Genomic DNA, 25,239 nt, shown 5'->3' with positions numbered 1-25,239 from the left:
GTCGGGCAGTCGGCCGGTCGTCCCGAATGCGCGAACCGCGAGCTTCGCGGGACCGCCGCCGAAGATCGCTCCGAATTGATGAACCTCGGCCCCTATCGCGGGCCCGCGCGGGGGCGCACCATGGAGCCTGGCACCGACCGGACTCACTCCCCCAACTCGAGCGGGAAGCAACAATGCCGAATTCACTGCCGAATTCGCGGGTTCCCAGCCCCGCCGCCGTCGAGAGCGCGGTGGCCGCGGCACTGCTCGCTCCCGGGCGCTCAGACGCCCCGTTCTGGCGATGGCGCACCGGGTACCGCGCCCTCCACCTGTACGCGGACCCGGCCCGGCGGCGCGCGGCCGGAGACCCCGCGCGCCGATGGCAGACGGTCAACAGCGGCGCGGCCCTGCACCACCTCCGGATCGCGCTCGCCGGTCTCGGCTGGGCCTGCTCGGTGGACCGGGTCCCGTGCCCGGCGGAACCGGACCACCTGGCTGTCGTGACGCCGCGGCCGGGCGAACCGGCCGCCGCCGAAGCCGCTTTGGCGACGGCGATTCCCCGCCGCCGCGAGGACTTGCGTCCGTGCGGCGGACGGCCCGTGCCGCCGGACTGCCTTGACCGGCTCTCGCAAGCCGCCGCCCGCGAAGGCGCGGTGCTGCATCCGGTGGAAGACCGCACGGTGCACAGGTACGTCATGACCGCGATCGGCGAAGCCGCACGGATTCCCGGCCAGCTGCGGCGCGAAGAGGTGTATGCGAGAAGCGCGTCTCTCGTCGCTCCGCAGGGCGTTCTCGTCCGCGCCGCGGCGGGAAAGCGGCTCCCGCTCGGCGAAGCGGAGTCTCGAAGCGACGGCGCGTCGCTGATCGTGCTCAGTACGCCCGGCGACGACCCCCTCGCCTGGCTGCGCGCGGGAGAGGCGCTGAGTTCGGTGCTGCTGACCGCTACCGGGGACGGTCTCGCGTCCGGCCGGTTGAGCCCGGCCAGCCGACGGGTACGCGACACGCTCGCGGAACGTGTCACGCTCGGCCACACCCCGCAGGCGGTGCTGTGGGTGGGACGGCCGCCGGTCGGCGTGAAGCGCCTTCAGCTGACGAGGTCGCCGGCGAGCGTCGACGACGTGCTCGAACCGCTCCAGGCTCCGCCGAGGTACCGCGGCTGACGGCGCTCGCTAAGTCCATATCGGACGGTCGAAACCGGACCGCCGGTCATCCGCGACGAGGTGCCGTCCGCTTTGGACGGTTCCGTGCCGGCGTCCGTGGGCCTGCCGCAGTCGCTCGGTGATGATCTCCGGGACGCGCAGTGCCGATCAGCTGACGCGGCGGTAGCGGATGTGCGTGGCCAGCGGCGAATGCAGCACCTCGACCGGCTCGAAGCCAAAGGTTTCCACCCCGTCGAACATGCTCTCGCCGGACCCGAGCAAGACGGGCGCGATGTCGAGAGTGAACTCGTCGATCACCCCGGCCTGGAGTGCCTGCCGGACCGTCGAAGCTCCGCCGGCGATGTCGACGCCCTTGTCCCCGGCGACCTCGCGAGCTGCCGCGTAAGCCGCGTCGAAGCCTTCGGTGACGAAGTAGAACGTCGTCCCGCCCACCATCTCGATGGGCTCGTGCGGATGGTGCGTAAGCACGAAAACCGGCGCGTGATACGGCGGTTCGGCACCCCACCACCCCGACCAGTCCTCGTCCCACTCGCCGCGGACGGGACCGAACATGTTCCGCCCCATCACGTACGCGCCGCGAGGCCGCATGAGCCATTCGCTGGCGGCCTTGTCGGCGTCGGTCGCCCGGGGGTCGCCGAGGTGCCAGCCGTGCAGCTCCCGCCCGCGTTTCCCCAGCGGATCCTCCCGGCTCTGCGCTGGCCCGGCGACGAAACCGTCCAGCGACATCGACATGTGACAGGTGGTGTCCGGCACGACGGGCCTCCCGGGGTGATTGCGAAGTGCAAGCAGTCAGGGACGATAGCAGGGATGGGTCGGGCGCGCTACGCGTCGCCGGGGCGAGTCGCGGCTCAGCCGGCCAGCTTCCCCAGGAACGTGGTCGTGCGATGCCAGGCGAAGTACGGTTCGGAGGCGTCCCGATTAGCTCCGCAGCGGCGGCCGGCCAGCTGGCGCATGCGCAGCGTCAGGCTCCCGGCGGGAAGCCGGTCGAGTTCGACGGCCCGGATGCAGCCGGTTTCGTCGACGGTCATCCAGCCCGATTCGTACCGCACGTCGCAGGCGAAACTGCAGGCGAGCATGGTGGTGTCGCGGAGGTTCCGCCGTTCGTCGTCCGTGCAGGCGACCGCTTTTTCACGTGCGCGGCGACCAGGAACTCCAGCGGGAACTCGTCGCCGCACAACGCGCAGGCCAGCTTTTCAGAGCTTTCCGTCGCCCGTTCGGGATCAGAACAGCGAGCCCACCCCGACCGCCGCGCAGATCGACAGGAAGAGTCCGCCCACCCCGAAGCCCAGGGGTTTCTGCCGCCACGCCGTGTGCCGGTCCAGGGCGTACCAGCCCGGGCCGGTCAGCAGCAGCGCCAAGGCCATCGCGGCGAGCGTCAGTTCCAGTTCGAAGCCCGGGCCGCGGTCGCCGAACAGGCCGCCTTCCCACTTCACCCGGACCGCGCTGATCGCCACGCCCAGCAGGCCGGCCGCGGCCAGCGGGGTCAGCAGGCCCAGCACCAGCAGGACCGCCCCGCCGACCTCGGTGATCCCGGTCAGCCAGGTCAGGAATTCGATGTTGTGGCTGAATCCGTAGCCGCGCAACAGGTTCTCGAAGCGCGCCATGCCCGCGCCGCCGAACAGGCCGAACACCTGCATCAGCCCGTGCGCCCCCATCGCGACCGCGAGCATCAGCCGCAGCACCAGCAGACCGAAGTCCAAGCCGCCATTCTCATCCGACCAACGGGACATGTTCGCCACGCCGGACACCCTAGCCATCCCGCGGGCGGGTCCGGGCGACCCGCCGGACGTGTCGCCGAACAGGGGCGGACGTCACGGCGCCGAGGCGGCGCCTTCGGGCAGGTAGCTGTCCCGGAAACCGAACGCGCGCGGCGAGGACCCCTTCTCCCGCAGCAGTTCCAGGCGCTCGACGGCCTCCTCGACCGTCGGAATGTGCCCGGCGGGAACCCACCACAGCACCTGGAACGGGGCCTTCGGCAGTTCGAACCATTCCGACCGCCGGCGCAGCATGTCCAGGTGCCCGCTGCGGTAGACGTAGTCCCACAGGGCGTCGCGGTTTTCCCAGACCGACATGTTGACCAGGACGTCGCCGCCGAGCGAGGACCGGATCGAGGTGGCGTCGTTGCCGCCGTCCCCGACCAGGCGCCAGACGAAGCCGGGCGCGTTGTCGGCGACCTCGTTGAGGGTGTCGAGCATCGACGTGAAGCCGTGCATCCGGGGGTCTTCCAGGGGATGTCTCAGGATGCCCACGTTGAGCTGGGCGAGGTGATGTTCCGTCACGCCTTCACCTCACCATCGCCGGGCCTTCTATGTCAACTCTCATTATTTTTAGAACGCTCGACGATCACACAGCACAGCCCGGGGCGCGGATCCATGCGCGGCCGCAGACCCTCGGCCTCCTCGAGCAGCCCTTCCAGCAGCGCCAGGTTCATCCCGCACACCAGTCCCGGATGCCGCTGCGAGAGCACATGGAAGGGGCAGTTGACGAGCCGCAGGACGTCGTCGTCCAGCCGGGGCTCGTAACCGCGCGCGGCCAGCAGTTCCTTCGCGGCGGCGAGGTCTTCGACGGGGCACGCGGCGGCGCGACCCTCGCGTCGGGCGGCAGCTTGCAGTTCGTTGTCGAGGCGGGCGACTTCGGCGACTTCGGCGAGCAGATCGGCGGCGGTCCGGTAGTCGCGAGCCGGAACGGAGAACTGACGTTCCGCCTCAGACCGCCGGTACAGCTTCGCCGGACGGCCGGCGCCCGGGCCGGAACGTCCGCTCAGCCGCTTGCTTTCCGTCTCCAGCAATCCCGCGTCGACGAGTTTGTCGAGATGGAAGGCGGCGAGCGTGCGCTGGATCCCGGCCCCCTCGGCGGCCTCGTTCCGGCTCACGTCGTGGTCCTGGGAAACCACGTAGTCGTACAGCCGCCGCCGCACGGGATCCTGCAGGACGGCGATCGCCTCGATGTCTTCCACGCCGCCAGTCTAAGAACAACGGCGATATGCGTTAGAGGACGCCGCTCCCCTTCGCACTCCGGCGCGTCGCGGCCGACCGCGGCGGCTCGGCGCGCATGTGGTCGCGGACGCGGGTCATGATGCCGCCCAGTGCGTCAAGGTCCGAAGTGGACAGTGGGGCGAACAGCAGCCGGCGAACGGCGTCGATGTGCCCCGGGAGCACCTTCGCGACCAGCTCCCGCCCAGCGTCGGTGATGCCGACGACGGTAGCCCGCTGGTCGTCCGCACTGGGACCACGGGTGACCAGGCCGGCCTTTTCGAGCAGCCCCGCCTGATGCGTGAGGCCGCTGCGGCTGTAGACGACGCCGTCGGCCAGCTCGGTCATGGTCAGCGGCTCGGCGGAGTCGGCGAGCCGGGCCAGCAGTTCGAACTGCACGTAGCTGAGGCCGCCCTCGGCCCGCAACTGCTGGCTGACGGCGTGCTGCAGCAGGCTCACCGCCTCCATCAGCGCGAAATAGGTGGTGAGCTGCTTGGGCTCCAGCGCGTCCGCCATGCCGCCAGTCTAGATGCTTCGAAGTCGAATCATTGTGGCAGTCCTCACGTCGCCGAGACTTTGCTTCGAGGTCGAAGCATACTCGGCCGCAGAGTGCTTCGATTTCGAAGCAGATTACGGAGGATGTCATGAAAGCAGTGCGCTACCACCGCTACGGCGGAAGCGAAGTCTTGACGCTGGAAGACGCCGAGCGTCCGACGCCTGCCGAGGGACAGGTCCTCGTGCGGGTGGCCGCCACCTCCTTCAACCCGGTCGACGCCGGGATCCGCGCGGGCGGTCTGCAGGAGGTGTTTCCCTTGGCCTTCCCGCACATCCCGGGCATCGAGGCCGCCGGGACGATTGCCGAGCTGGACCCCGGAGCAGACGGCCACCAGGTCGGCGACGCGGTGGTGGCCTTCCTGCCGATGAACGCCGACGGTGCGTCCGCCGAGTACGCCCTCGTTCCTGCAGAGGCGCTGGCCGCAGCCCCGAAGACGGTCGAACTGCCCGATGCCGCCGCGCTTCCGGTCGCCGGGTTGACCGCTTGGCAGTCCCTCTTCGACGACGCCCGCCTGCAAGCTGGCCAGACGATCCTGATCAACGGCGCCGGCGGGGCGGTCGGCAGCTTCGCCGTTCAGCTCGCGCATCAGGCAGGCGCGACCGTGACCGCGACGTCGAGTTCTCGCACCGAAGAACGCCTCCGCGCATACGGAGCCGACCGGATCATCGGGCACCTCGACTTCGCTTCCGACGCGGTCGACGGAGCACCGTTCGACGTCGTGCTCAACCTCGTGCCCACCACTCCGGAGGAGAACGCCGCGCTCGCCGATCTGGTCGCGGACGGCGGAGCGCTGGTCAGCACCACCACTCCCCCGCCGGAGAACCCTGGCCGCGGGATCCGGACGGCCCGGGTGTTCGTCGTCAGCAACGCCGGGCAACTGGCGGAACTCGTCGAGCGCGTCGACGCGGGGACGCTGCGGATCACCGTCGCCGACCGTCGGCCGCTGGCCGATCTCCCGGCCGTTCACGACGAAGCGGCCGCGGGAAGGCTGGCTGGGAAGACCGTGCTCATTCCCTGAAACTGAGGTTCGAGCGCTGGAGGACCCCGCCTTCAGCGCTCGAACCGCGCCGCCTCGTTCTATCAACTGATTGAATCGGCTGATAGAGTCCACGCCATGGACACCGAAGCCGCGCGGCTCCCCGCCAGTCGCGGGGCGGCGACCGAGCAGCGCCTGATCGCCGCCGCGGAACGGCTGTTCGCCGAGCACGGCGTCGGAGCGGTGTCGTTGCGGACCGTCATGCAAGCGGCGCAGACGAACGTCGCGGCGATCCACTACCACTTCGGATCCAAGGAAGGCTTGCTCGACGCGGTCCTGCGCAGCCGCCTGGGCCAGGTGACCGGCGAGCGCACTGCGGTACTGCGCGAATTGCCCGGAAAGCACGTCACCGCACGCGAATTGGCCCGCGCGTACGTCCAGCCGGTGGTCGCGGTGCTCGAATCGGGCGGCGAATGCTGGATCCGGCTGGTCGGGCAGCTGCTGGCGACCGGCGGCGAAGGACTGGACGCGGTCGCCGAGTCGTTCTTCGAGCGCAACGCCGCGTTCGTCGAACTGCTGGACCGGACGAGCCCCGGCGTCCCCCGCCGGACGCTCGATTTCCGGCTGTCCCAAGCGATGACCGTGACCCTCGACGTCCTCGGCGATGTCGGCCGCATCCGCCGCCTGCACGGCCCGAACGCGGCGGACTGGACCGCTGAGCAGATCGTCGAGGACCTCGTCGACGTCGTCGCCTCGATACTCGCCGGCCCGCCCGTGGCCCGCCGCAGGAAGTGAGGAACCGATGGGAACGAACCAGCGAGCGCAGATCGAGATGACCTCCGAGGAGGTGTCGGCCTACCTCGCTTCCCAGCGCACCGCGACGCTGGTTTCGCTGGGTCCCGGCGGGCATCCGCACGCGGTCGCGATGTGGTACGCGGTCCTCGACGGCGTGCTGTGGTTCGAGACGAAAGCCAAGGCGCAGAAGGCAGTCAACCTCCGCCGCGACCCGCGGGTCACCGTGCTGATCGAAGACGGCCTGACCTACGACGTGCTGCGCGGCGTCTCGCTGGAAGGGCGAGCCGAGGTCGTCGACGACCCGGAGGCGCTCTGGGCGGTCGGGGTCGACATCTGGGAGCGTTACCACGGCGAATACACCGACGAGGCGAAGCCGATGGTGGAATTCATGCTCCGCAAACGGGTCGCGGTCCGCGTCGACGTGGCGCGGATCCGTTCCTGGGATCACCGCAAACTCGGTCTCGGCCCGATGCCGCTCGCCGGATCGACTGCCGAGCACTGCTCGCCCCCGCTTGCCCGCTGACGCGCTCCGAGGAGGTCGCGATGGGACGTTTTTCGCTGCCCGCAGAAGCACCGAAAGGCCTGGACTCGCCGGTGACGGCGGCGCTGATGAAGTACCTGGCCAGAATCCAGGTCAAGCTCTTCACCTTGACCGACGGCCGGGTCGGCCACAACTGGCGCGTCGGAGCGGGTTTCCGCAAACCCGTCCCGACGCTGCTGCTGGACCACCGCGGCCGCAAGTCCGGGCGGCTGTTCACCACCCCGCTGCTGTATCTGCGGTCCGGGGACGACCTGGTCGTCGTCGCCTCTCAGGGCGGACTGCCCCATCATCCGCAGTGGTACTTCAACCTGCGCGCGGAACCGGAAACCCGCGTCCGTCTCAAGGGCCGCCGCGACGTCCCGGTCACCGCGCGCGTCGCGTCGGCGGACGAACGCCGCGACCTCTGGCCGCGGCTGGTCGAGCTGTACGCGGATTTCCAGAAGTACCAAGACTGGACGGACCGCGAAATTCCGGTCGTGGTGCTCACTCCGCGCTGACTGGGTCGTCGCGGCGGCGAAACCGCCTGCTGCTCACCCGACGCGGGCGGTCGCCCGGGCGGTGAACCGGAACTCGATCTCGACCGGAAGGTCGTCCAGCTCCAGTGCTTCCTTGAGCCGCGGAAGGCCTTCCTCGGTGATGCGCTGGCGGATGTCGGCGAGGTCCGCGTCCTGCTCGCAGGTGACGATCAGCGCCAGCGACGGGGTTTCCCGGGTTCCGGCGAGCGACGCGCTCGCCTTGTGCACTCCCGGATATCCGCGCAGTTCCTCGACGAACGGGGCGACCGCGTCGTCGGCGCGCAGTTCGGTGCGGCCGTAGGCGGGATCGGTTTCGAAGCGCCAGACGCCGGTGCGCGGCCGGTGCGCGAGCTGGGCGAGCAGCCAGCGCAGGGCGAGCAGCCCGACGACGACCGCCGCCGCGGCGATCACGTAGAACACCCACGTGGGCGGCTCGCCGGTGCCCGGCACCAGCGGCGCCTGCGGATCGAGGACCCGCAGCACGCGGAAGTGCGTGGCCAGGCCGAAGCCGCCGGCGGCGAGCAGCACGAGGCCGATCACCGCGAGCAGGAAGCGATTGAGCGCGGCCGGACGGTTCATGACGACTCCCTCGTAGCGCGGACCCGCACCGACACCGCGGGCCGCCGGACCGGCGAGATGCGGTCCAGGCGGGACTCGACGGCCGCACGGACCGCGTCGGCCAGCCCGTCGGTCCGGGTGCGGGCCGTCTTCACCCGCACCTTGATCTTGCGCGCCCCGGTCGCGACCTGGGCCCGGTCGACCCCGTCCACCTCGGCCGCGGCGGTGCGCAACGCGGTCCGGTAGCCGGTGGCATCGGCCCCGGAATCCGGGGTGCCCGTCAACGGGAGGATCCGGCGCTTGCCCGGCAGCAGCGCCGCCCACAGCAGCACGAGCCCGAGCACCGCGACCGCGCCCGAGACCAGCGCGGGGACGAGATCGGTCCACTGCGCGCCGTGCACGGCCGCGGCGACCGCGCGGTAGTCCAGCCACGGCTGGTGCCCGGTCAGCCGCTGGATCGCCGCGACGGCGGCCAGCACGCACACCGCCAGCACCACGACCGCGGTCACGCTCGCCGGAAAAGACCGGCGGGTCCGGCGTTTCACTCGATCCTCCTTCGCCCGGCGGGTTCGACGTGCAATGCGGTCACCGTGATCCCGACGCGGCGCACCGGCATCCCGGTCAGGTCCTCGACGCGCTCGCGCAGGTGCCCGCGCACGCGCTCGGTCGTCGCGCCCACCGGAGCCGGGTACTCCAGCGAGATCCGCACGTCCAGCTCGACCTCGCCGCCCGCGATCCGCGCCGACGTTTTCGCCGACCGGTCCAGCGCCTCACCGCCGAGGCTGATCCCGAGCGTCCGCCCGGCCGACCCGCCCACCCGGTCGATCTCGCCGGCCGCGTGGGCGGCCAGCCGTTCGAGCACGTGCTCGCTGATCGTGAGGCTCCCGCGCTCGTCCGGAGCGGTCCGGGCCTCCGCTGCGACATTCACGGCTCACCCCCGGTCGCGGCCGGTGAGCTGGGAAAGGTCGAGCTTCCCGTCGAGCAGGCGCCCGACCAGCAGCCCCACCGCGCCCAGCACGAGGACCAGCAGGAACGCGCCGAACCCGCCGATCGCGGCGGCGAGCCCCAGCGCGAGGCCGGTGATCAGCCCCAATCCAGTTGCGTTCACGACACTGTCTCCTTCTGGTTGTCCGACCCGGTTCCCGACCCGGTTTCCGCCCCGCCGGGCTCCTCCACGTCGGCGATGACCACATGCACCGGCCGGCCGCCCGCTGCGACGGCCGCGCGCACCGCGGCCGCCACCTCGTCCGCCGAGAACGGCGTCCGCACCGTCACCCCGACCGTGACGTCTTCCTCGGTCACCCGCACCCCACCGACCCGGCCGCCCGCCCCGAGCGTCGCGACCCGGCCGAACGACCCGCTGTGCACGTCCGCCACCTCCGGCAGCTCCCGCACCGCGGCCACGATCCGGCGGGCCTCCTCCAACGGGTTCATCGCACCCCCGCCCATCGCCGCACGACACGACCGCCCCGCCCGCCGGACGCGGCCGCCACTACCGGCAACCGCTGCCCCGCAGCGACGATCCGGCTGGCCCCGACCAGCGAGTTCACCGCACACACGACCCGGTCACCCGGTGCGCCGGGCGCGGCCGCCGCTGCCGGCGGCCGCGCCGCGAGCGCGCTCACTGCACCCGGCCGCTGTCGCCCGAGCCGTCCTCCTCCTCGTCCGACGGCAGGTGCAAGTCGCCGACATTGATGTTCACCTCGACGACCTCCAGCCCGGTCATCCCCTCGACCGCGCTGATCACATTCCGCCGGATCGAACGCGCCACGTCCGCGATCGACACCCCGTACTCGACCACGATCTGCAGGTCCACCGCGGCCTGCTTCTCCCCCACCTCGACCGAAACGCCCTGTCCGGCCGACGCCGTCGCGCCCGGGATCCGCTCCCGCAGCGCCGAAAACGCCCGCGCCGCGCCCCCGCCCAGGTCGTACACGCCCGGGATCTCCCGCGTCGCCAGCCCGGCGATCTTCTGCACCACCACGTCCGCGACGGTGGTCGTCCCCTGCGAGCTGGTCAGCGGACCCGCGTTGACCTTCTCCATGTCCTGGGACTTGGCCGCCGGGTCAGTCGTCGAAGCCATCGGTTCTCCTCCAGTCGGTTCCCGTTGCTGTGTTCATCGGTTCGACTCCGCCGCCACGCAAAACTCACGCCCCGAACGAGTGGCGACGATCACATCATCGGGTGAGTGACGTTTCGGGATCCGCATTGTCGTTCACTCTGACGCATTCCCGCGTTCGTTGTTCGGCAATGAAGGAGGAAACCCGTGTCGATGGGCGACAAGATCGGCGCCAAAGCAGACGACTTCGGCGGCAAGGCCAAGGAAGCCGCCGGTTCGCTGACCGGCGACCAGAAGCTGGAGAACGAAGGCAAAGCCGACCAGGCGAAGGCCGGCATCAAGGAAGCCGCCGAAAACGTGAAAGACGCGCTCGGCGACGCCGCCGGCAAAGTCAAGAACGCGTTGAAGAAAGACTGACTTTCTCCTCTGGAACGCGGGGCCTCTGCCACCAGGGCGGGGTCCCGCGTTTCGCTTTCCGGCCAGTCCCGGCGCGAATCCCCCAGCGGAAGCGACGCTCCGCCGCGGCGGCCCGGGTCGAGCACGAGTGCAGCGAACTCGGGGCGACCTCGCCGAACCGTTGATGCGGCGGTTCATGAACAGCATTACCAGCAAGGTGGAATACAGAGCAAGAAAGACGTCAGCGCGGCGATCCCCGGCATTCTCCAGGAACTGCTGGACGAAGTCCCGGTGTTGAGGGATTCCGCGACGCTGACCACGACGATCGCGAAGGGCTTGAGCGGTTCGGTGATCCCCGGCCGACCCTTCGGCGGAGCGTTGCCGAAAAGCCGCTCGCACGTATTGCGTAACGTGACGAAGAAAAGCCTGGGGAAAATTCGCCGCACTGAACCGCTCCCCCGCGTGGGTGGGCTGCGCGTCGCGGCCGGGCTCATCGCCCGGGTCTCGTTCGACGCGGCGGTGCTGCCCCGGCCGGGGAACCGCTCCGCGAGACCGAGCGGTTCGGGCCGACGTTCCAGGGTCACTTTTCGGCGACGAGCTTCGCCGATCGAGTAACAACCAGCTCGCCTCCGCCGACCCGATGGGCACTACCTGGACCGGTCGGGCGCTCAGCGAACGGCCGATCCGCCTCTGGACGGCCGAGGAGGCTGACCCGCGATGACACCGCGAAAACGACCCGGCAAGCGCCTCCTCCTCACCGCGCTCGTCGCTCTGGCCAGCGCCGCGTGCACCAGCCCCGCCGGCCAAACAACGAGTTCGGCCAGCCCGCCTCCCTCGTCCGCGACGGCGTCCAGCACCCCGTCGACCGCCAGCCCGCCGTCGGACCCGACGGCTTTCCCGACCACTGCCGAAGCGCTGACCACCACACTCCCCGCCGCGCCGTTCCCGGCGGGCTACCCCAAGGTCGTGAAGGTCTCCTCACTGCCTGATCAGGTGCGCAATTGGTTCCAGATGCAAGGCACTACTCGAGCCGTCCAGCTCGCCCCAGGTGTTTGGACCGCGCTGCAGGACGGCGCGAGCGTCGAAGACGCCGTCAACACCGACGTTCTCGACGGCTTCTGCAGTTCGATCAAGGCTTTCGAACGCGTCTACCGAAGCGGCCGCATCCATTCCGGCGCCTGCTGGTGAACTCGCGGCTCCGCATCGGGAGCGGCTCCCGAAGACTTTCCCTTGCGCGTCGCCGCGTTTCCCCGCGGAGTCCACTTCGGAACGCCCCGCTCCGGTATACTCGGGCCAATGCGAACCCCTCCCTCCCCCGATTCCGGATCCGCTCCGGACCCGGCGCGAATACTCGGGGCACGGGTGCGCGAACTCCGCCGCGGGCGCGGGCTCACGCTGAAGCAGGTCGGCGAGGTTTCCCGCCTGTCGCACGCGTTTCTCAGCCAGTTCGAGCGCGGGCTGGCCGCCGCGAGCGTCGCCACCCTGCAGCGGATCGCGTTCGCGCTGGACACCACCGTGTCGGCGCTGCTCGCCGGGCCCGCGGAGCAGGGCGTCGGATTGCTGCGCGCCGACGAGGGAATGGTGATGCCCGGTGCGGAAATCCCGACCGGTTCCACCGCGCGGGCGCTGTCGCGGGCCGGTTTTCCGGTGCAGCCCATCGAATACACCGGCGGCCCGGCGGAGTTCGGCGAGTATTTCGAGCACGTCGGGCAGGAGATGCTGTACGTCGTGACCGGGCGGATCGAGCTGGATTTCGCCGACGGGCGGCGCGAGCAGCTGGGCGAGGCCGACGTGGCGACCTATCCGGGGTCGCGGCCGCATCGCTGGCGCCGGCTGGGCGACGAACCCGTCCGGGTCCTGCTGATCAACGCCGGAGAATGACGGCGGGCCGCGCGGCCCGAGGCAGCCGCGCGGCCCGGAAGCAGCTCAGCGCAGCAGCGGCACGACCTGCTCGGCGAACCGCCGCATCTGCTCGGCGGCCATGTCGTAGGTGTGCCCGGGGAAATGCGGGAACACCACGAGCTGTTCCAGTCCGAGCGTGTCCTTGTGGTGCTGCACGATCTCGGCGACCTCTTCCGGCGTGCCGACCGCCCAGCACTTCTGCTGCGTGGACTGCTCCAGGGTCGGCACCAGCCCGGCCGGCGCGCGGTTGCCGTCGTCGCCTCGGTAACCGCTGCTCCAGCCGAACGGCGCGAGCAGGTTCCAGAACTCGTCGTGCCCGATCCGCCCGGTGCGCCAAGCCTCTTCGTGCGTGTCGGCGATATGCACCGGCAGCACGAGAATACGGTTCTGCCCCGGAGCCAACCGGACGCCGTGGCGCTGGTCGTACAGTTCGGCGTAGCGTTCCCACTGCTGGCGGATGTATCCGTGGTACTGGTTCCACCAGACACAGCCGTGCCCGACCTCGGCCGCGTAGTCCAAAGTGGGCGGACTCGTGACGGCCTGCCAGATCTCGACCGGATGCAACGGACCCGGCACCAGCGTCAGCGTGTCGGCATCGTGCTCGGGGTCGCGGTTGTCCGGTGGCGGCAGTTCGAAGAACTTCCCGTTGTAGGAGAAAGTTTCCTGATTCAACGCCGTGCGCACGATGTCCATGTACTCGGCGAAGACCTCGCGGTTGTGCGCGTCGATGACCTTGCGTTCCTCAGCGGACGACAGCACGCCGATGTCCGCTTGGTGCGCGGTGAGGCTGCGCAGTTCGCGCGACACCGTGCCCCGGCCGACGCCGAGCACCGCGCGTCCGCCGGAGAGATTGAGCAGGCTGCTGAAATCCTCGGCCAACCGAAGCGGATTCCACTGCGGGACGATGCTGAACATCGACCCCAGCCGGATCCGCGAAGTCCGCGCGGCCAGATGCGCTTCCAGCATCATCGCGTTGGGCACGACCTCGTAGCCCTCGTGCTGGAAATGGTGCTCGGCCAGCCAATAGCTGTCGTATCCCAGCTCCTCTGCCACCACGCCCATCTCGACCAGCCGCTCGTGCGCGTGCCACACCTGCTCGCGAGTGGCCCGGCGCCGCGCGGCCGGCACCGGGTTCCCGGCCAGCACGTCCGGCATCTCGACCGAGCCGAAGAAAAACACTCCGTGCCGCACAGCGCCTCCATCCCGCCCGGGCTCGGCCGGGTCGCCAGCAAATGTAAGTAATATCAACACTGTGCGGCGCGACCTGCAGAGTGTCAAGACCTCAACACCCTCTTGACATCTCCGGACAGCGCAGCGCAGGCTGTGCCAGCCGTGTTACCTATATCAACACTCCGCCGCAGGGGGCTCTTCCGCTGGAGGACAGATGGTCAAAGACGCCCACGCAGTCCGCCCACCCGCCGTATCCGTCGAGCACCACGGCATCGAAAGGATTCCCGACGACCAGCGCCACGGTTCGCCGCGCTCCGCGTTTTCCCTGTGGTTCGCGGGAAATCTGCAGTACTCGGCGCTCGCGGTCGGCGCCATCCCCACCGCGTTCCTCGGCCTCGGCTTCGGCGCGGCCGTCCTCTCCCTGGCCATCGGCATCCTGATCGGCAGCGTGCTGCTGGGCTTCGCCGCTTCGATGGGGCCGCGAGCCGGCGTGCCGCAGATGATCCAATCGCGGATTCCGTTCGGCTACTACGGAAATTTCCTGCCGGTGCTTCTCCTCTGCTTGACCGGCCTCGGCTACTTCGCGGTGAACACCGTGCTCGGCGCGTACATCGTCCGCGAGCTGTTCGGACTGCCGTTCCTGCCTTCGCTCGTCGCGGTGGCGGCGGTGCAGATCGTCATCGCGATCGTCGGACACGACCTGGTGCACCAGGCCGAACGCTTCCTCGCGATCGTCGCGTCCGTGCTGTTCCTGATCCTCACCTGGTACGGCCTGGCGAAAGGCGATCTCGCCGCGTCCGGCGACGTCCTGCACCGCGGCGCGGGCGGGGTCGCCGGAGGCATGCTGACCACCGTCGCGCTGGCTTCGACCAGAACGTTCGGCTGGTCGATCGGCGGTTCGGACTACACCCGCTACCTGCCGCGCGGCACCTCCCGGCGGCGCGTGCTGTTCGCGGCGTTCTCCGGCGCCTCGCTGGCCGGGCTGTGGATGGCGGTCGTCGGGGCCGCGATCGGCACCGTGATCACTGTGGACAGTCCGACCGACCTGGTGGCGAAGCTGATCCCGGCCGGCCTGGCCGCGGTGATCCTGGTCGCGCTGCTGGCGGCCTCGATTTCCGGCAGCGTGCTGGACATCTACACGGCCTCGCTGGGCCTGCTGATGGTCGGCGCCAAGGTGCGCCGCTGGATCTCCGCGGTCATCATCGGCGTCCTGGGCACCGCGGTCGGCTTCGTCGCCGGGCACAACGCCGGATCCGTCTTCGGCACCTTCCAGAATTTCCTCTTCCTGATGGGGTACTGGATCGGCCCGTGGCTCGGGATCGTCGTCGTGGACGCCGTGGTCTTCGGCCGCGAGGAGATCGACCCGCGGCGGTATTTCGACCGCGCCCGGCGGTTCCGCCCCGGACTCGCGGCGTTCGTGATCGCGATCGCGGTCTCCGTCCCGTTTATGGACCAAAGCCTCTACACCGGCGCGTTCGCCGCCCGCTTCCCGCAGTTCGGCGACCTCACCCCGTGGGTCGCGGGCGCGGTCGCCGCCCTGGCCTACTACCTCATCCGACGCTACCGAAAGGCCGACGTGTGACGAAGCAAGCGCTTGGCCCGTTGAAATACGGCGCCACGGTCCAGCCCTGGGGCAGAGGAGCCGCGGCCGGCGGCTTCGTCTTCCTCAGCGGAATCGACGGCGTGACCGACGAACACGGCCGGCCCGCCCGCGGCGTCGCCGCGCAGACCCTGGTCACGCTCGACCGAGTGCGCCGGCTGCTCGCCGACGCGGGCGCCGAGTTCGAGGACGTCGTGCAATTCGACCAGTTCCTCGCCGATCCGGCCGACCGCGCGGAGTACATGCGGGTGCGCGACGACTGGCTGGCCCAGCACGCGCCGAAGCTGCTGGCCGAGCGTTCGTACGCGTCCCTGCTGATCTATCCCCCGCTGGCCACCCCCGAGATGCGGGTCGAGATCCGGGTCGTCGCCTGTCTCGGTTCCTGAACCGGAAGGAGAATTCTTGATGACCTCGCGGTTTTTCGCCGAGTTGCGGGCCTCCCAGGTCCAAGCCGCCTGCGGGCCGTCCTCGGTCGCGGTGCTGCCGGTCGGCGCCATCGAACAGCACGGCCCGCACCTCCCGCTGGCCACCGACGCGCTCGTCGCCGAAGCAGTGTCGAAGGAAGTCGTTGCCGCCCACGGCGAAGACCTCGACCTGTGGCTCCTGCCGACGATCAGCTACGGCCGGTCCGTCGAGCACACCTGGGCGGCAGGAACGCTTTCCTTGTCCACCACGACTTTCGCCGCGGTGCTCGACGACCTCGGACGTTCGGTCGCCGCCGCGGGGATCCGCCGGATCGTCCTGGTGAACGGGCACGGCGGGAACGTGTCCGAGATTCAGACCGCGCTGCGAGATCTTCGCTTGGCCTACGGTCTCCTGACCTTCGCCGTCAACGTTTTCCTCCCCGAGGAGCACGACCCGGCCTGGGCGGCGAGCGAAAACGGGCTCGGGATCCACGGCGGTGCGGCGGAAACGTCCCTGATGCTGCACCTGCGCCCCGATCTGGTCGACCTCGCTTCGGCGGAACGGCGGATCCCCGCGCGGATGGCGGACAACGTGCACGCCCGCTTCGGCGGCAGCGTCAGTTTCGGCTGGCTGGCCGACGATTTCGGCGCCGAGGGCTACCTCGGCGACCCGACGTTGGCCAGCGCCGAGGCGGGCGCGAGCGGGTTCAAGGCGATGGTCGCCACCCTGGCCGATCAGCTCGGCGAAGTCGCTCGCTTCGACTTCCCCGGCTCCGCCCGGACTCGACAACCCAGCAGCCCCTCGTCCCAGGAAGCCGGTTCGCCATGCACCCCCACCGTCCGCCGCTGATCGTCGGCATCGGCGGCACCGTCCGCCCCGACTCCTCCTCCGAACGAGCCCTCCGCGCGGCGCTCGACCACGTGCGCGAACACGGGGCCCGCACCGAACTGTTCACCGCCCGAGACCTGGCCTTCGCCATGTACGAGCCGGATCTCGCGAGCCGTTCCCCGTCCGCGACCGCCTTCCTCGACGCCGTCCGCCGCGCCGACGGCGTGCTGATCTCGACCCCCGGATACCACGGCGGGCTGTCCGGACTGCTCAAAAACGCCCTGGACTATCTGCAGGACCTTGCCGACGACGACCGTCCTTACCTGCACGAACGCGCGGTCGGCTGCATCGTCAGCGCGTACGGGCCGCAGGCCGGGGTCACGACGTTGACGTCACTGCGCTCGACCGTGCACGCCCTGCGCGGCTGGCCGACTCCGCTCGGCGTCGTGGTCGACTCGGCCGCTCAGCCGTTCGCCGTCGACGGCCGTGTCACCGATCGGAAACTCGCCGCCCAACTCGCGACCGTCGCCGAACAAGTAGCCCAGTTCGCGACCGCGGAGATCCGGACGGTCGCATGACGGGGACGCTCGACGCACGCCCGATCGACGCTCTTCTCGACTCCTTCGCGCACGGCCGGCCGGTCGTGCTCACCGGAGTCGGCGACGCGGCGTTGGTCCTGCCCGCAGCGGAAGCTGCGACCGCCGCACTCGCGTTCGTCGTGCGGCATACGTCTGGGTTCTTGGGCGTCGCACTGCCCGCCGACCGGTGCGACGCCCTCGGCTTGCCGCCCATGCGGCCGAGCTTCCGCCGTGGTGGAGACCTCGGCTGGTGCGTCGCGGTCGACGCCGCGACCGGTGTCTCGACCGGAATCTCGGCTGCGGACCGGGCGGAAACGATCCGCCGCCTCGCCGACCGCGGCACCCGGCCGGAAGACCTCTGCCGGCCGGGTCACGTGCTTCCGTACGCCGTCCGCCCGCGGGGGATTCTGAGCAGGCCCGCGATCCCCGAAGCGGCCGTCGAGCTGTGCCTGCTGGCTGGACGGCCCGCGGCCGCCGCCTTCGCCGCGCTGGTCAGCCCGGAAGATCCGACCCGGATGGCCGCCCCGGACGAGGCTGCCGCCTTCGCCGCCGGGCACGGCTTGCCGGTGCTCGATTCGGCGTCGGTACGCACGCGTGTGCGGCCTCTGGGCCGGTGCGAGCCTCCTTGGTGGACCTGGGCTGAGCCGGATTCGCCTTGACCGCAAGGAATCCCGGGGCTGGCGTCGCCCGGTTGTTCAGCTCGAAGACCTGACGAGGGGCGGCGGCCGATTCCTGCCGCCCCGTCGTCCGGCTCGGGTCAGCGCCAGCCCAGCTCCGGGGCGACGTGGGTCAGGATGCTTTCCAGCACGTGGGCGTTGTAGTCCACGCCCAGCTGGTTCGGCACGGTCAGCAGCAGGGTGTCCGCGGCCTGGACGGCCTCGTCCTCCTTCAGTTCCCGCACCAGTTCGTCCGGTTCGGCGGCGTACGAGCGGCCGAAGATCGCCCGGGTGTTCTCGTCGATCATGCCGATCTGGTCGCGCGAGTGGCGGTCGCGGCCGAAGTACGCGCGGTCCAGGTCGTTGGTCAGCGCGAAGATGCTGCGGCTCACCGACACCCTCGGCTCGCGCTCGTGGCCCGCTTCCTTCCACGCCTGCCGGTACGCCTCGATCTGCTTGCGCTGCTGGACGTGCAGCGGTTCGCCCGTTTCGTCGTCCTTGAGCGTCGAGCTCTGCAGGTTCATGCCGAGTTTCGCCGCCCAGACGGCCGTCGCGTTCGAGCCCGAGCCCCACCAGATGCGGTCGCGCAGGCCCTCGGAGTGCGGTTCGAGCCGCAGCAGGCCCGGCGGGTTGGGGAACATCGGCCGCGGGTTCGGCTTGGCGAAGCCCTCGCCCTCGAGCAGCTTCAGGAAGACCTCGACGCGGTCGCGGGCCATGTCCGCGTCCGTCTCGCCCTCGGCCGGGGCGTAGCCGAAGTACCGCCAGCCGTCGATCACCTGCTCGGGGGAGCCCCGGCTCACGCCGAGCTGGAGCCTGCCCCGGGAGATGAGGTCGGCCGCGCCGGCGTCCTCGACCATGTACAGCGGGTTCTCGTAGCGCATGTCGATCACGCCGGTGCCGATCTCGATCTTCGACGTCCGCGCGCCGATGGCCGCGAGCAGCGGGAACGGGCTGCCCGCCTGCTGGGCGAAGTGGTGCACGCGGAAGTACGCGCCGTCGACGCCCAGCTCCTCGGCCGCGACCGCGAGGTCGATCGACTGGTGCAGGAAGTCGGCGGCCGACCGCGTCTCGGAGTGCGGGCTCGGCGACCAGTGGCCGAACGAGAGGAAGCCAATGTTCTTCACGCATCGTCAAACGTTCAACTACCCGAGCGCATTCCCGGCGGCCGCCGCCGGGTCCGGACTCGCCGGCGCGGGACGGCTGAGCGCCCGGTCGAACACGTTCCGCAGCAGCCGCCGCACCACCGGGTCCACCCGGATCGCCCCGGTGAAGGTCATCGACGACGCGCTGAACACGAACCCGCCGCCAGGCAGCTCCTTGCACGCCATCGCCGCGCCCGCGCGATCGGTCGGGTTCGTGCCCTGTGCGATGACCGCGCTCGGCGGGACCTCGCCGTCGAGGCCCTGGAGAGTGTCGAATTCCCACGCGCTCGCGGCGCCGTTGCGCCCGTGCGCGCCGAACTCGCCGCCGACCGCCAGGCCGGTCCCGGCGAGGAACGGGTGGTCGCGCAGCACCCGGTACGGCGCGAAGGTCATCCAGCCCTCGTACTCGAAATTCACCCCGAGAAGCTGCGACTCCGGCAGGTCGTAGTGGTCGAGGAACAGGTCGCGGCTGCCGTCGGCGGCGCGGAACGTCAGCGTCGTGCCGTCCGCGTCGAACTCCGCGCGCTCGTAGATCTGGTTGGCGCCGGTGCCGATGACGCTGCCCCCGGCCGCGAGATAGTCCGCCAGATTGGCGCGCATGGCCATCGAGAAGTACTCCGGGTGCGAGCCGAGCACGATCGCGGAATAGGACGGGAGCCAGCCGCCGGTGTGCAGGTCGTGGTCGGTGTAGCAGTCGAACCCGATCTGCTCGGCGCTCAGCCAGCGCAGCAGTTCCAGATCGCTGTACAACTCCACGTCGTACTGGCCTTTCGGCGCGATCAGCCAGGTGTAGCTGGGCCGCAGGAACGAGATGGCGCGCCGGACGCCGTCCTGTCCCTCGGAGTACTGGTCGTGCCCGCCCCAGCCGTTGTACGCGTGGTAGGTGTTGGTCGGCAGCACCACGGCGATGTTCTGCGCGGGTGCGGCGGGCCGCACCACGAACGGGATGTGCTGCACCCGGCCGAACCGGCCGGTCATCCGCGCGGCATACACCCCGGACGGCCAGGACGCGGGAATGTCGGCGGCGTAGCGCTCGGCCCAGCCGCATCCGGCGGAGCGGTAGTTCGCGGCCGCCATCTGGAGGCCGCCGGCGACGGTGGTCGTCGCGGTGACCGCCTCCGGCGTGTCCCCGCCGGGTACGACGCGCACGAGCTGCGCGGTGACCGAGCTGAACGCCGTCGACAGCGCGATCGACACCCGGCCGCCGGCAGGCACGCTCTGCTGCTGCGGATAACCCTGCAGCCCGGCGCTGCGTTCGACGGTGAAGCCGTGCCCGACGACAACACCGGTCGCGTTGTTGATCCAGCGCGGGCCACCGTCGGTGTCGACTGTCTCGTGGTTGGCGAGGCGCAGTTCGACGAGGTCGCCGTCGTCGCCCGGCACTGTCGAGTGGTCGATCCGGATGAGATAGACCGCCCCGTTGCCGCCTCCGGCGAACAGGTCCCGGCGGAACAGCTCGAACCAGTCGTTGTCGCCGATCGCGACGGGCATCCCGCCGTTCGCCCATCCGATGCCGTCGCGGTAGCGGAACCAGGTGAGCGCCCCGGTGCCGCTGACCGCGTAAATGACGTTCGCGGTGTCGGAGAACAGGTAACGCGCGACGTTGAATCCGTCGCCGAGTTGCTGGGGCGTTTCGAAGACGCCGTTGATCCGCCGCGACCGGTACAGGATTCCGGCCGCGTCCACACACCAGATCACCCCGCCGGGACCGCCGAAAATCCTCGGGAACGCGGTGAACCCGGTGCCGACGACGACCCCGGTGCCGTTGTTGGCCCACGTCCCCGCCCCGGTATCCGCATTGGACACGAGACGCTGGTAGTACAGCACCGTCCCGTCCGCGCGCACGCCGTAGAGGACGCCGTTCAGATCGCCGAGCACAGTGACGAAGTCCTGCCAGCCGGACCCGATCAGCACCCCGAAGCCCTGGTTGGCCCAGTCGAACGCGGCGGTGGGCCAGCCCCGGTGCCGGTACCAGTAGAGCGCGCCGTCCGCCTGCACGGCGTAGACGTTTCCGTCGCCGCCGCCGACGAGCCTGCTCCACCGCTGGTGCGGATCGAACGCTCCGGTTCCCGATGCGGTGGCCGGACGCACGGGCAGCTCGGGCGCTTCGGTGATCGGCAAGGCCGGACGGCCGCTGATGATCCCCATGTCTCCCCCAGCAGTTCACGGTGCGTCGCCTCGCACCCGTCTGCTGGGGTAAACGCCCGGGCGGGGCCCGGGCGTTTACCCCGCGCCGGGACGACCACCCGATAAGCCCAACCGCTCAGCGGGCGAGGCGTTCCAGCAGGACGACCGTCACCGTGTCCCCGGCCTCCTTGCCGATCGCTTTCCGCAGCGACGCGTTGACCGGGAGTTTGTGCGTGCCGTCGCCGAGCGCCATGAAGGAGCTGCGGAACGGCTCGCCGTCGACGGTGCCGCGGACCTTCACCAGGCCGCGGGTGCCGAAGAACTCCGCCGACCCGGGCCAGACCAGGTAGGTGTGGCCGCCCTTGGCCGGGCTCTTGCGCAGCGTCGCGGTGAATTCCTCGTTGAGTTCGCCGGTCTCCATCGGACTCTCCTTCGTCTCGGGTGGACCTTCACCTCGAGGTACGAACCTGGGCGCGGGATTTCGACACGGTACCCGTCCTCAGCCGGAGAAACCTGCCGGCGATTGCTCAGGGCGACAGCCCGGTGCCGGGACGGAACCCGCCCCGGCACCGGACCGCTCTCCCCTTAACGCGTCCCGCGACGGCCGCGAGCGGCCGCCGCCGGGGCTGGCCCGCCGGCGACGACGAACTGCGATCCCGGCTCGCGGACGATGTCTCCCGTCGCCGAGTTCGTGATCGTCACGTCCGACAGCGTCGCGCTTCCGCGGGCGCCGCTCATCGCGAGGATTCCGGCGCCGTTGTTCGACTTGTCGATCCGCACGTTGCTGATTTTCGCGTCCGGCATCGCGCCGCCGCCGGTCTTGAACTGGATTCCGTCGTAGGTCGAATCGCGGATTTCCGTGTCCCGCAGCACGATGCCGGGGATGTCCTTGCCCTGGGCGAAGAACGTGATCGCGCCGAATTTCTGCTGTTCGCCCCAGAAGGCCCCGCCGCAGCGGTAGAGGGCGTTGCCCGCGATCAGCGTCTGCCCGGAGAACGGCAACGGGTCGTGGTCGGTCGCCAGCATGATGCCCGGGTAGTTCATCGTGTCGGACACCAGGTTGTTCTCGATGGTGTTCCCGTACCCGCCGTAGACCGCGATTCCGTTGGCCCGCCACGGCAGCTGCACGGTGTTGTTCCGGAAGACGTTGTCGTGCGCGATGTCGACCGCCGGATCCTTCACGTACTGATTCGCCCACACCGCGAGCGAATCGTCGCCGGTCGTCCGGAACGACGAGTTCACCACCCGCGAATTCCGGGTGCCGTTGGCGAAGTTGATGCCGTCGGCGTAGGTGTCGCGGATGCGCATGCCGCTGAACTCCAGTCCGTCGGCCGGACCCCACCGCGCCGGGATGTTGCTGTAGTCCCGGCCGACCCAGACCCCGACGTTCGCGTGCTCGATCCACACGTTCGAGATCTTCGTGCCGGCGCCGAACCGGCCGTTGAGGCCGATGCCGCCTTCCGCGCCGCCGTCGCCGCCGCGGATCCGGCCGGAGCCGAAGATCGCGAGGTCGGAGATCTGGACGTTCTTGTCGATGTCGAACCCGAAGTTGCCCTCGTGCGGATGGTTGATGCCGCCCGCGTCCTGCGGCTGGATCAGCGAGTACAGCTGCGAATACCACATCCCGGCACCCCGGATCACCGCGTTCGAGATCCCGACCTGGTTGTACTGCCCGCCGCCGTTGGGCACGTCCGGGTCGTCGGTGAGGATCTTGCGTTCCTGCCGCCACTGGCCCGGCGGGATCCAGACGCAGCTGATCACGCCGTTCTGGTCGTCGGTGACCGCGCGCTGGATCGCCTCCGAATCGTCGATCCCGTCGTCGGGCACGGCGCCGTAGTCGGTGATCGACGTGCATTCGGGCGGTTTCGGCAGGGCCGGCGCGACCTGTTCGAGGTCGATCAGGTCGATGACGTAGAACGCCGCGGTGTCGCCGCTGTCGCGCTGCAGCTTGAACTTCGTGCCCGGCGGGTACGACTGCGTGAGCAACGCGTGCGATTCGTCGAACAGCCGCCGCGCGTCGGCGCCCGGCGTGTTCGTCAACCCTTCGGGGTCGTCGGTGGTGCCGTAGAGCCAGCTGTGCTTGGACGACAGAGTGAGCTTCTGTGCGAAGGTCCCGTTTATGTACAGGCTGATCGTCGCGTCCTGTCCCCCGCCGCCGGGAGCGTCCGGAATCGAATTGCGGACCACGATCGAGTTCGCCTGGTTCGCCGAGGTGAATTCGACGTACTGGCCCGGATTCGCCAGTCGCACGGACTTCCGGCCGGACGATTCGGTCGCGAAGTTCGTGTGCCCGAAGGTGCGCAGCGGGTCCGTCTCCAGCAGCTGGCCTTGGTACTGCGCTGCTTCCGCTTCGTACTCGACGTACGGCAGCGCGGCGCCTCGGCCGACCACCATCGCCTGCGAGAACGCGTTGTTGGCTTCGTTGGTCTCCTCGACGACGTCGGTCGCGTCGGCGGTCGCGGTGAGGGTCGCGTTCGCTGCGGTCCACGTGCCGGGCAGCGCGACGTTCGCCGTGGCGCCAGCCGCGATCGCGGGGGTGTCGGCGTTCAGCGTCGTGTTCCCGGCGGACAGCCGGGTCACTGAGGCGCCCGCGCCGCTCGTGCCGCGGTTGTGCACGGCGACGGTGAACGACACGGGCGCGCCGACGGCCGGGTTCGGCGGGTTCGACGTGATGCCGGTGACCTCGAGGTCCGGTCCCGGTGCCGGCGCGATCACCAGCTGCGTCGGCGACGTGAACGTGTTGTTGGTTTCGTCCTGTTCGGACACAGTGTTGGCCGGGTCGACGGTGGCCGCCACGCGGTAGGCGCCCTGTGGTCGCTTGCCCGCCGGGACGGTCGCCTTGGCTGACGCTCCGGCCGCGAGCGCGCCGACCGGCGCGGACCCGACGACGGCGCCGCCGACGCTCACGTCGACTGTGGTCGCGGCCGCCGGGGCGGAACCCGCGTTTCGCACTGTCGCGGACACGGCCAGGTCGCTGGCTTCGGTCGGGTTCGCCGGAGTCCACTCGATGCCGGTGACGACCAGGTCCGGGTTGGGCGCGGGGGTGCCGAACACCTGGAACTCGGCCGCTTGGCCGCCGGGCGCGCCGGAGTTGGCGAAGAACCGCAGCCACACGTCCGCGGCACGGCCGGCGACCGGGATCGTCACGGTGTTCTGGTTCGCCGCCGGGTCGAAGCGGTAGTCGGCCCGGGCGGACAGCGGAGTGAATTCCGCGGCGCCCTGCGCGCGGCCGAGGATCTCGAAATTCTGGGTCCGTGCGCTCCAGATCGGGTCCGGGTTGAGCTTGACGACGACCGAATCGAGGTCCGCGTCGGCGCCTAGCTTGACGGTCAGGGTGTTCGGGTAGCCCGCGGAGGACTCCCAATAAGTGCCGGTGTTGTTGTCGTTCGCGTTGGCGGCCGCGAACGCGCCGACCGTCGAGGATGCCTCGATCGGCTTGCCCGCGGCGAGGTTCTGGCCGGTCTGCGTCCCGGCCCGGACGACGTGGTTGCTGTCCGCGGACTCGTTCCCGGCCGCGTCCTTGGCGCGCACGAAGTACTCGGTCCGCGTGCCCGCGGGCCGGTTCTCGGTGAACGTCGTGCCGGTGACCGTGGTGACGGGCGTGCCGTCGCGATAGACGGTGTAGCCGGTGACGCCGACATCGTCGGTCGACGGCGACCAGGTCAGCCGTACCTGCCCGGACGCGGGCTCGGTCAGCGTGACGTTCGTGGGCGCGGTCGGGGCCTGGGTGTCGCCCGTGTCCGGGCCGTACAGCTCGAACTCCGACAGCTGCGCGGCGGGCCACTGGGTGTTCGCGGTGACGTCCAGCCGCACGTAACGGGCGGACGCGGTCATCGGGATCGTGACGGTATTGGTTCCGGCGACGAACTGGTATCCGGTCGAGCGGACCAGGTCGGTGAACGCGGTGCCGTCGGTGCTGCCGCGCACGGTGAACGTCTGAGTGCGGGATTCCCACGCGGCCGGAAGCTTCAGCACGATGCGCGACAGCGGCTTGGCCGAGCCGAGGTCCGCCTGGATCCATTGCGGGAAGGCGTTGTTGGCCGATTCCCAGTAGGTGGCCTGGTTGCCGTCGAAGGCGTTGGCGACCGGATATCCGGGTTGCACGCTGCTCGCGGACACTGTTCGGGCCAACGGCACGTCCGCCGCGTTCGGAGCGGGGCCTGGCGAGGGGCCTCCGGCCGCGGCGGCCGGGGTGAGGCCGGCCGCGAAAAGCCCGGCGGCGAGGAAACCGGCGACGAGACAGGACAAACGCATACGGGTCACGGCGTCTTCTCTTCTCTGCGGGGAAAGGGGGACGAGGCGCCCGCCGGGAGTCCGGCGGGCG

30 protein-coding genes are annotated in these 25,239 nt (G+C 70.1%); 13 read left to right on the top strand and 17 right to left on the bottom strand.

What is annotated here, in order from left to right; genetic code table 11:
* Positions 1 to 173: 173 nt before the first annotated feature.
* The gene (locus L942_RS40405; RefSeq protein ID WP_051166574.1) at positions 174 to 1,139 is read left to right on the top strand and encodes a hypothetical protein; all 966 of its coding nucleotides are present in this window, start codon (positions 174 to 176) and stop codon (positions 1,137 to 1,139) included.
* 147 nt (positions 1,140 to 1,286) lie between these two features.
* Here L942_RS40405 and L942_RS40400 read toward each other — a convergent pair whose 3' ends face one another.
* The 6 genes from L942_RS40400 to L942_RS40375 all read right to left on the bottom strand — a co-directional run bounded on the left by L942_RS40400 (position 1,287) and on the right by L942_RS40375 (position 4,627).
* Entirely contained in the window at positions 1,287 to 1,871 is a 585-nt protein-coding gene (locus L942_RS40400; RefSeq protein ID WP_200863090.1) for a dihydrofolate reductase family protein, read from the bottom strand.
* A 116-nt stretch (positions 1,872 to 1,987) separates the two neighbouring features.
* Entirely contained in the window at positions 1,988 to 2,215 is a 228-nt protein-coding gene (locus tag L942_RS40395; RefSeq protein WP_037370623.1) for a hypothetical protein, read from the bottom strand.
* A 144-nt stretch (positions 2,216 to 2,359) separates the two neighbouring features.
* Positions 2,360 to 2,839 (bottom strand): DoxX family protein, encoded by a 480-nt coding sequence (locus L942_RS40390; protein ID WP_200863080.1) that lies wholly within the window; start codon positions 2,837 to 2,839, stop codon positions 2,360 to 2,362.
* Positions 2,840 to 2,950: 111 nt separating this feature from the next.
* Positions 2,951 to 3,418 (bottom strand): DUF3291 domain-containing protein, encoded by a 468-nt coding sequence (locus tag L942_RS40385; protein ID WP_037370621.1) that lies wholly within the window; start codon positions 3,416 to 3,418, stop codon positions 2,951 to 2,953.
* Positions 3,419 to 3,450: 32 nt separating this feature from the next.
* Positions 3,451 to 4,095, bottom strand: coding sequence for a helix-turn-helix transcriptional regulator (locus L942_RS40380; RefSeq protein ID WP_037370619.1), 645 nt, complete (start codon positions 4,093 to 4,095; stop codon positions 3,451 to 3,453).
* 31 nt (positions 4,096 to 4,126) lie between these two features.
* Positions 4,127 to 4,627 (bottom strand): MarR family winged helix-turn-helix transcriptional regulator, encoded by a 501-nt coding sequence (locus L942_RS40375; RefSeq protein ID WP_037370618.1) that lies wholly within the window; start codon positions 4,625 to 4,627, stop codon positions 4,127 to 4,129.
* Positions 4,628 to 4,755: 128 nt separating this feature from the next.
* Here L942_RS40375 and L942_RS40370 point away from each other — a divergent pair, with 128 nt between their 5' ends.
* The 4 genes from L942_RS40370 to L942_RS40355 all read left to right on the top strand — a co-directional run bounded on the left by L942_RS40370 (position 4,756) and on the right by L942_RS40355 (position 7,476).
* A complete protein-coding gene (locus tag L942_RS40370) occupies positions 4,756 to 5,685 on the top strand; it encodes an NADP-dependent oxidoreductase (RefSeq protein WP_037370616.1) in 930 nt (309 codons plus the stop codon).
* A gap of 96 nt (positions 5,686 to 5,781) precedes the next feature.
* On the top strand, positions 5,782 to 6,438 hold the full coding sequence (locus L942_RS40365; RefSeq protein ID WP_037370614.1) for a TetR/AcrR family transcriptional regulator: 657 nt from the start codon (positions 5,782 to 5,784) through the stop codon (positions 6,436 to 6,438).
* A 7-nt stretch (positions 6,439 to 6,445) separates the two neighbouring features.
* Positions 6,446 to 6,961: a pyridoxamine 5'-phosphate oxidase family protein gene (locus tag L942_RS40360; protein WP_037370613.1), complete on the top strand. Its 516-nt coding sequence runs from the start codon at positions 6,446 to 6,448 to the stop codon at positions 6,959 to 6,961.
* A 20-nt stretch (positions 6,962 to 6,981) separates the two neighbouring features.
* A complete protein-coding gene (locus L942_RS40355; protein ID WP_037370612.1) occupies positions 6,982 to 7,476 on the top strand; it encodes a nitroreductase family deazaflavin-dependent oxidoreductase in 495 nt (164 codons plus the stop codon).
* Positions 7,477 to 7,509: 33 nt separating this feature from the next.
* On the opposite strand, the gene L942_RS40350 is transcribed toward L942_RS40355, so the two are convergent.
* The 6 genes from L942_RS40350 to L942_RS40325 form a co-directional block, all read right to left on the bottom strand.
* On the bottom strand, positions 7,510 to 8,073 hold the full coding sequence (locus L942_RS40350) for a hypothetical protein (protein ID WP_037370610.1): 564 nt from the start codon (positions 8,071 to 8,073) through the stop codon (positions 7,510 to 7,512).
* Positions 8,070 to 8,597 (bottom strand): DUF6286 domain-containing protein, encoded by a 528-nt coding sequence (locus tag L942_RS40345; RefSeq protein ID WP_037370609.1) that lies wholly within the window; start codon positions 8,595 to 8,597, stop codon positions 8,070 to 8,072. Before L942_RS40345 ends, L942_RS40350 begins: the two co-directional genes overlap by 4 nt.
* Positions 8,594 to 8,980, bottom strand: coding sequence for an Asp23/Gls24 family envelope stress response protein (locus tag L942_RS40340; RefSeq protein WP_037370608.1), 387 nt, complete (start codon positions 8,978 to 8,980; stop codon positions 8,594 to 8,596). The genes L942_RS40345 and L942_RS40340 overlap by 4 nt, the downstream gene beginning before the upstream one ends.
* A gap of 3 nt (positions 8,981 to 8,983) precedes the next feature.
* On the bottom strand, positions 8,984 to 9,160 hold the full coding sequence (locus L942_RS45150; RefSeq protein WP_037370607.1) for a hypothetical protein: 177 nt from the start codon (positions 9,158 to 9,160) through the stop codon (positions 8,984 to 8,986).
* Positions 9,157 to 9,486: a hypothetical protein gene (locus L942_RS40330; RefSeq protein ID WP_051166573.1), complete on the bottom strand. Its 330-nt coding sequence runs from the start codon at positions 9,484 to 9,486 to the stop codon at positions 9,157 to 9,159. The genes L942_RS45150 and L942_RS40330 overlap by 4 nt, the downstream gene beginning before the upstream one ends.
* A 187-nt stretch (positions 9,487 to 9,673) precedes the next feature.
* Positions 9,674 to 10,135, bottom strand: coding sequence for an Asp23/Gls24 family envelope stress response protein (locus tag L942_RS40325; protein ID WP_037370605.1), 462 nt, complete (start codon positions 10,133 to 10,135; stop codon positions 9,674 to 9,676).
* A gap of 189 nt (positions 10,136 to 10,324) precedes the next feature.
* Here L942_RS40325 and L942_RS40320 point away from each other — a divergent pair, with 189 nt between their 5' ends.
* The 3 genes from L942_RS40320 (at position 10,325) to L942_RS40310 (ending at position 12,388) form a co-directional block, all read left to right on the top strand.
* Positions 10,325 to 10,528 (top strand): CsbD family protein, encoded by a 204-nt coding sequence (locus L942_RS40320; RefSeq protein WP_440201371.1) that lies wholly within the window; start codon positions 10,325 to 10,327, stop codon positions 10,526 to 10,528.
* A gap of 696 nt (positions 10,529 to 11,224) precedes the next feature.
* Positions 11,225 to 11,695, top strand: a complete 471-nt coding sequence (locus tag L942_RS40315) for a hypothetical protein (protein WP_037370602.1) — start codon at positions 11,225 to 11,227, stop codon at positions 11,693 to 11,695.
* Between the two features lie 108 nt (positions 11,696 to 11,803).
* Positions 11,804 to 12,388, top strand: a complete 585-nt coding sequence (locus L942_RS40310; protein ID WP_063695849.1) for a helix-turn-helix domain-containing protein — start codon at positions 11,804 to 11,806, stop codon at positions 12,386 to 12,388.
* 45 nt (positions 12,389 to 12,433) lie between these two features.
* Here L942_RS40310 and L942_RS40305 read toward each other — a convergent pair whose 3' ends face one another.
* Positions 12,434 to 13,600: an LLM class flavin-dependent oxidoreductase gene (locus tag L942_RS40305; RefSeq protein WP_037370601.1), complete on the bottom strand. Its 1,167-nt coding sequence runs from the start codon at positions 13,598 to 13,600 to the stop codon at positions 12,434 to 12,436.
* A gap of 193 nt (positions 13,601 to 13,793) precedes the next feature.
* Between L942_RS40305 and L942_RS40300 the strand changes: the two genes are divergently transcribed.
* The 5 genes from L942_RS40300 to L942_RS40280 are packed head-to-tail and all read left to right on the top strand — an operon-like array spanning position 13,794 to position 17,649.
* A complete protein-coding gene (locus tag L942_RS40300; protein ID WP_037370600.1) occupies positions 13,794 to 15,161 on the top strand; it encodes a purine-cytosine permease family protein in 1,368 nt (455 codons plus the stop codon).
* Positions 15,158 to 15,565, top strand: a complete 408-nt coding sequence (locus L942_RS40295; RefSeq protein ID WP_037370599.1) for a RidA family protein — start codon at positions 15,158 to 15,160, stop codon at positions 15,563 to 15,565. The genes L942_RS40300 and L942_RS40295 overlap by 4 nt, the downstream gene beginning before the upstream one ends.
* A 19-nt stretch (positions 15,566 to 15,584) precedes the next feature.
* Positions 15,585 to 16,433: a creatininase family protein gene (locus L942_RS40290; RefSeq protein WP_063695848.1), complete on the top strand. Its 849-nt coding sequence runs from the start codon at positions 15,585 to 15,587 to the stop codon at positions 16,431 to 16,433.
* Complete coding sequence (locus L942_RS40285; protein WP_037370597.1) at positions 16,409 to 16,990, top strand: NADPH-dependent FMN reductase; 582 nt, start codon at positions 16,409 to 16,411, stop codon at positions 16,988 to 16,990. Before L942_RS40290 ends, L942_RS40285 begins: the two co-directional genes overlap by 25 nt.
* The gene (locus tag L942_RS40280; protein ID WP_051166571.1) at positions 16,987 to 17,649 is read left to right on the top strand and encodes a 3,4-dihydroxy-2-butanone-4-phosphate synthase; all 663 of its coding nucleotides are present in this window, start codon (positions 16,987 to 16,989) and stop codon (positions 17,647 to 17,649) included. The genes L942_RS40285 and L942_RS40280 overlap by 4 nt, the downstream gene beginning before the upstream one ends.
* 98 nt (positions 17,650 to 17,747) lie before the next feature.
* Here the strand turns inward: L942_RS40280 and L942_RS40275 are convergent, their stop codons facing one another.
* The 4 genes from L942_RS40275 to L942_RS40260 form a co-directional block, all read right to left on the bottom strand.
* Positions 17,748 to 18,770: an LLM class flavin-dependent oxidoreductase gene (locus L942_RS40275; protein ID WP_037370596.1), complete on the bottom strand. Its 1,023-nt coding sequence runs from the start codon at positions 18,768 to 18,770 to the stop codon at positions 17,748 to 17,750.
* Between the two features lie 18 nt (positions 18,771 to 18,788).
* A complete protein-coding gene (locus L942_RS40270; protein WP_051166570.1) occupies positions 18,789 to 20,936 on the bottom strand; it encodes a N,N-dimethylformamidase beta subunit family domain-containing protein in 2,148 nt (715 codons plus the stop codon).
* 115 nt (positions 20,937 to 21,051) lie between these two features.
* Positions 21,052 to 21,336, bottom strand: a complete 285-nt coding sequence (locus L942_RS40265) for a DUF1905 domain-containing protein (RefSeq protein ID WP_037370595.1) — start codon at positions 21,334 to 21,336, stop codon at positions 21,052 to 21,054.
* A gap of 164 nt (positions 21,337 to 21,500) precedes the next feature.
* Positions 21,501 to 25,169 (bottom strand): CARDB domain-containing protein, encoded by a 3,669-nt coding sequence (locus L942_RS40260; protein ID WP_037370594.1) that lies wholly within the window; start codon positions 25,167 to 25,169, stop codon positions 21,501 to 21,503.
* Positions 25,170 to 25,239: the final 70 nt, after the last annotated feature.

This window comes from Amycolatopsis orientalis DSM 43388 (genome assembly GCF_000411975.1).
Taxonomy (GTDB): domain Bacteria; phylum Actinomycetota; class Actinomycetes; order Mycobacteriales; family Pseudonocardiaceae; genus Amycolatopsis; species Amycolatopsis orientalis_D.
The sequence above is the reverse complement of the archived record's forward strand: the minus strand, read 5'-3'. Positions and strand labels throughout refer to the sequence as shown.

What these genes read in the sequence shown, in the direction of transcription:
- L942_RS40375 (WP_037370618.1), bottom strand. Translation starts at nt 4,627, where the DNA reads ATGGCGGACGCGCTGGAGCCCAAGCAGCTCACCACCTATTTCGCGCTG.
- L942_RS40320 (WP_440201371.1), top strand. Translation starts at nt 10,325, where the DNA reads ATGGGCGACAAGATCGGCGCCAAAGCAGACGACTTCGGCGGCAAGGCC.
- L942_RS40290 (WP_063695848.1), top strand. Translation starts at nt 15,585, where the DNA reads ATGACCTCGCGGTTTTTCGCCGAGTTGCGGGCCTCCCAGGTCCAAGCC.
- L942_RS40360 (WP_037370613.1), top strand. Translation starts at nt 6,446, where the DNA reads ATGGGAACGAACCAGCGAGCGCAGATCGAGATGACCTCCGAGGAGGTG.
- L942_RS40405 (WP_051166574.1), top strand. Translation starts at nt 174, where the DNA reads ATGCCGAATTCACTGCCGAATTCGCGGGTTCCCAGCCCCGCCGCCGTC.
- L942_RS40395 (WP_037370623.1), bottom strand. Translation starts at nt 2,215, where the DNA reads ATGCTCGCCTGCAGTTTCGCCTGCGACGTGCGGTACGAATCGGGCTGG.
- L942_RS40365 (WP_037370614.1), top strand. Translation starts at nt 5,782, where the DNA reads ATGGACACCGAAGCCGCGCGGCTCCCCGCCAGTCGCGGGGCGGCGACC.
- L942_RS40325 (WP_037370605.1), bottom strand. Translation starts at nt 10,135, where the DNA reads ATGGCTTCGACGACTGACCCGGCGGCCAAGTCCCAGGACATGGAGAAG.
- L942_RS40270 (WP_051166570.1), bottom strand. Translation starts at nt 20,936, where the DNA reads ATGGGGATCATCAGCGGCCGTCCGGCCTTGCCGATCACCGAAGCGCCC.
- L942_RS40350 (WP_037370610.1), bottom strand. Translation starts at nt 8,073, where the DNA reads ATGAACCGTCCGGCCGCGCTCAATCGCTTCCTGCTCGCGGTGATCGGC.
- L942_RS40265 (WP_037370595.1), bottom strand. Translation starts at nt 21,336, where the DNA reads ATGGAGACCGGCGAACTCAACGAGGAATTCACCGCGACGCTGCGCAAG.
- L942_RS40260 (WP_037370594.1), bottom strand. Translation starts at nt 25,169, where the DNA reads ATGCGTTTGTCCTGTCTCGTCGCCGGTTTCCTCGCCGCCGGGCTTTTC.
- L942_RS40400 (WP_200863090.1), bottom strand. Translation starts at nt 1,871, where the DNA reads ATGTCGATGTCGCTGGACGGTTTCGTCGCCGGGCCAGCGCAGAGCCGG.
- L942_RS40330 (WP_051166573.1), bottom strand. Translation starts at nt 9,486, where the DNA reads ATGAACCCGTTGGAGGAGGCCCGCCGGATCGTGGCCGCGGTGCGGGAG.
- L942_RS40370 (WP_037370616.1), top strand. Translation starts at nt 4,756, where the DNA reads ATGAAAGCAGTGCGCTACCACCGCTACGGCGGAAGCGAAGTCTTGACG.
- L942_RS40310 (WP_063695849.1), top strand. Translation starts at nt 11,804, where the DNA reads ATGCGAACCCCTCCCTCCCCCGATTCCGGATCCGCTCCGGACCCGGCG.
- L942_RS40285 (WP_037370597.1), top strand. Translation starts at nt 16,409, where the DNA reads ATGCACCCCCACCGTCCGCCGCTGATCGTCGGCATCGGCGGCACCGTC.
- L942_RS40280 (WP_051166571.1), top strand. Translation starts at nt 16,987, where the DNA reads ATGACGGGGACGCTCGACGCACGCCCGATCGACGCTCTTCTCGACTCC.
- L942_RS40355 (WP_037370612.1), top strand. Translation starts at nt 6,982, where the DNA reads ATGGGACGTTTTTCGCTGCCCGCAGAAGCACCGAAAGGCCTGGACTCG.
- L942_RS40300 (WP_037370600.1), top strand. Translation starts at nt 13,794, where the DNA reads ATGGTCAAAGACGCCCACGCAGTCCGCCCACCCGCCGTATCCGTCGAG.
- L942_RS40315 (WP_037370602.1), top strand. Translation starts at nt 11,225, where the DNA reads ATGACACCGCGAAAACGACCCGGCAAGCGCCTCCTCCTCACCGCGCTC.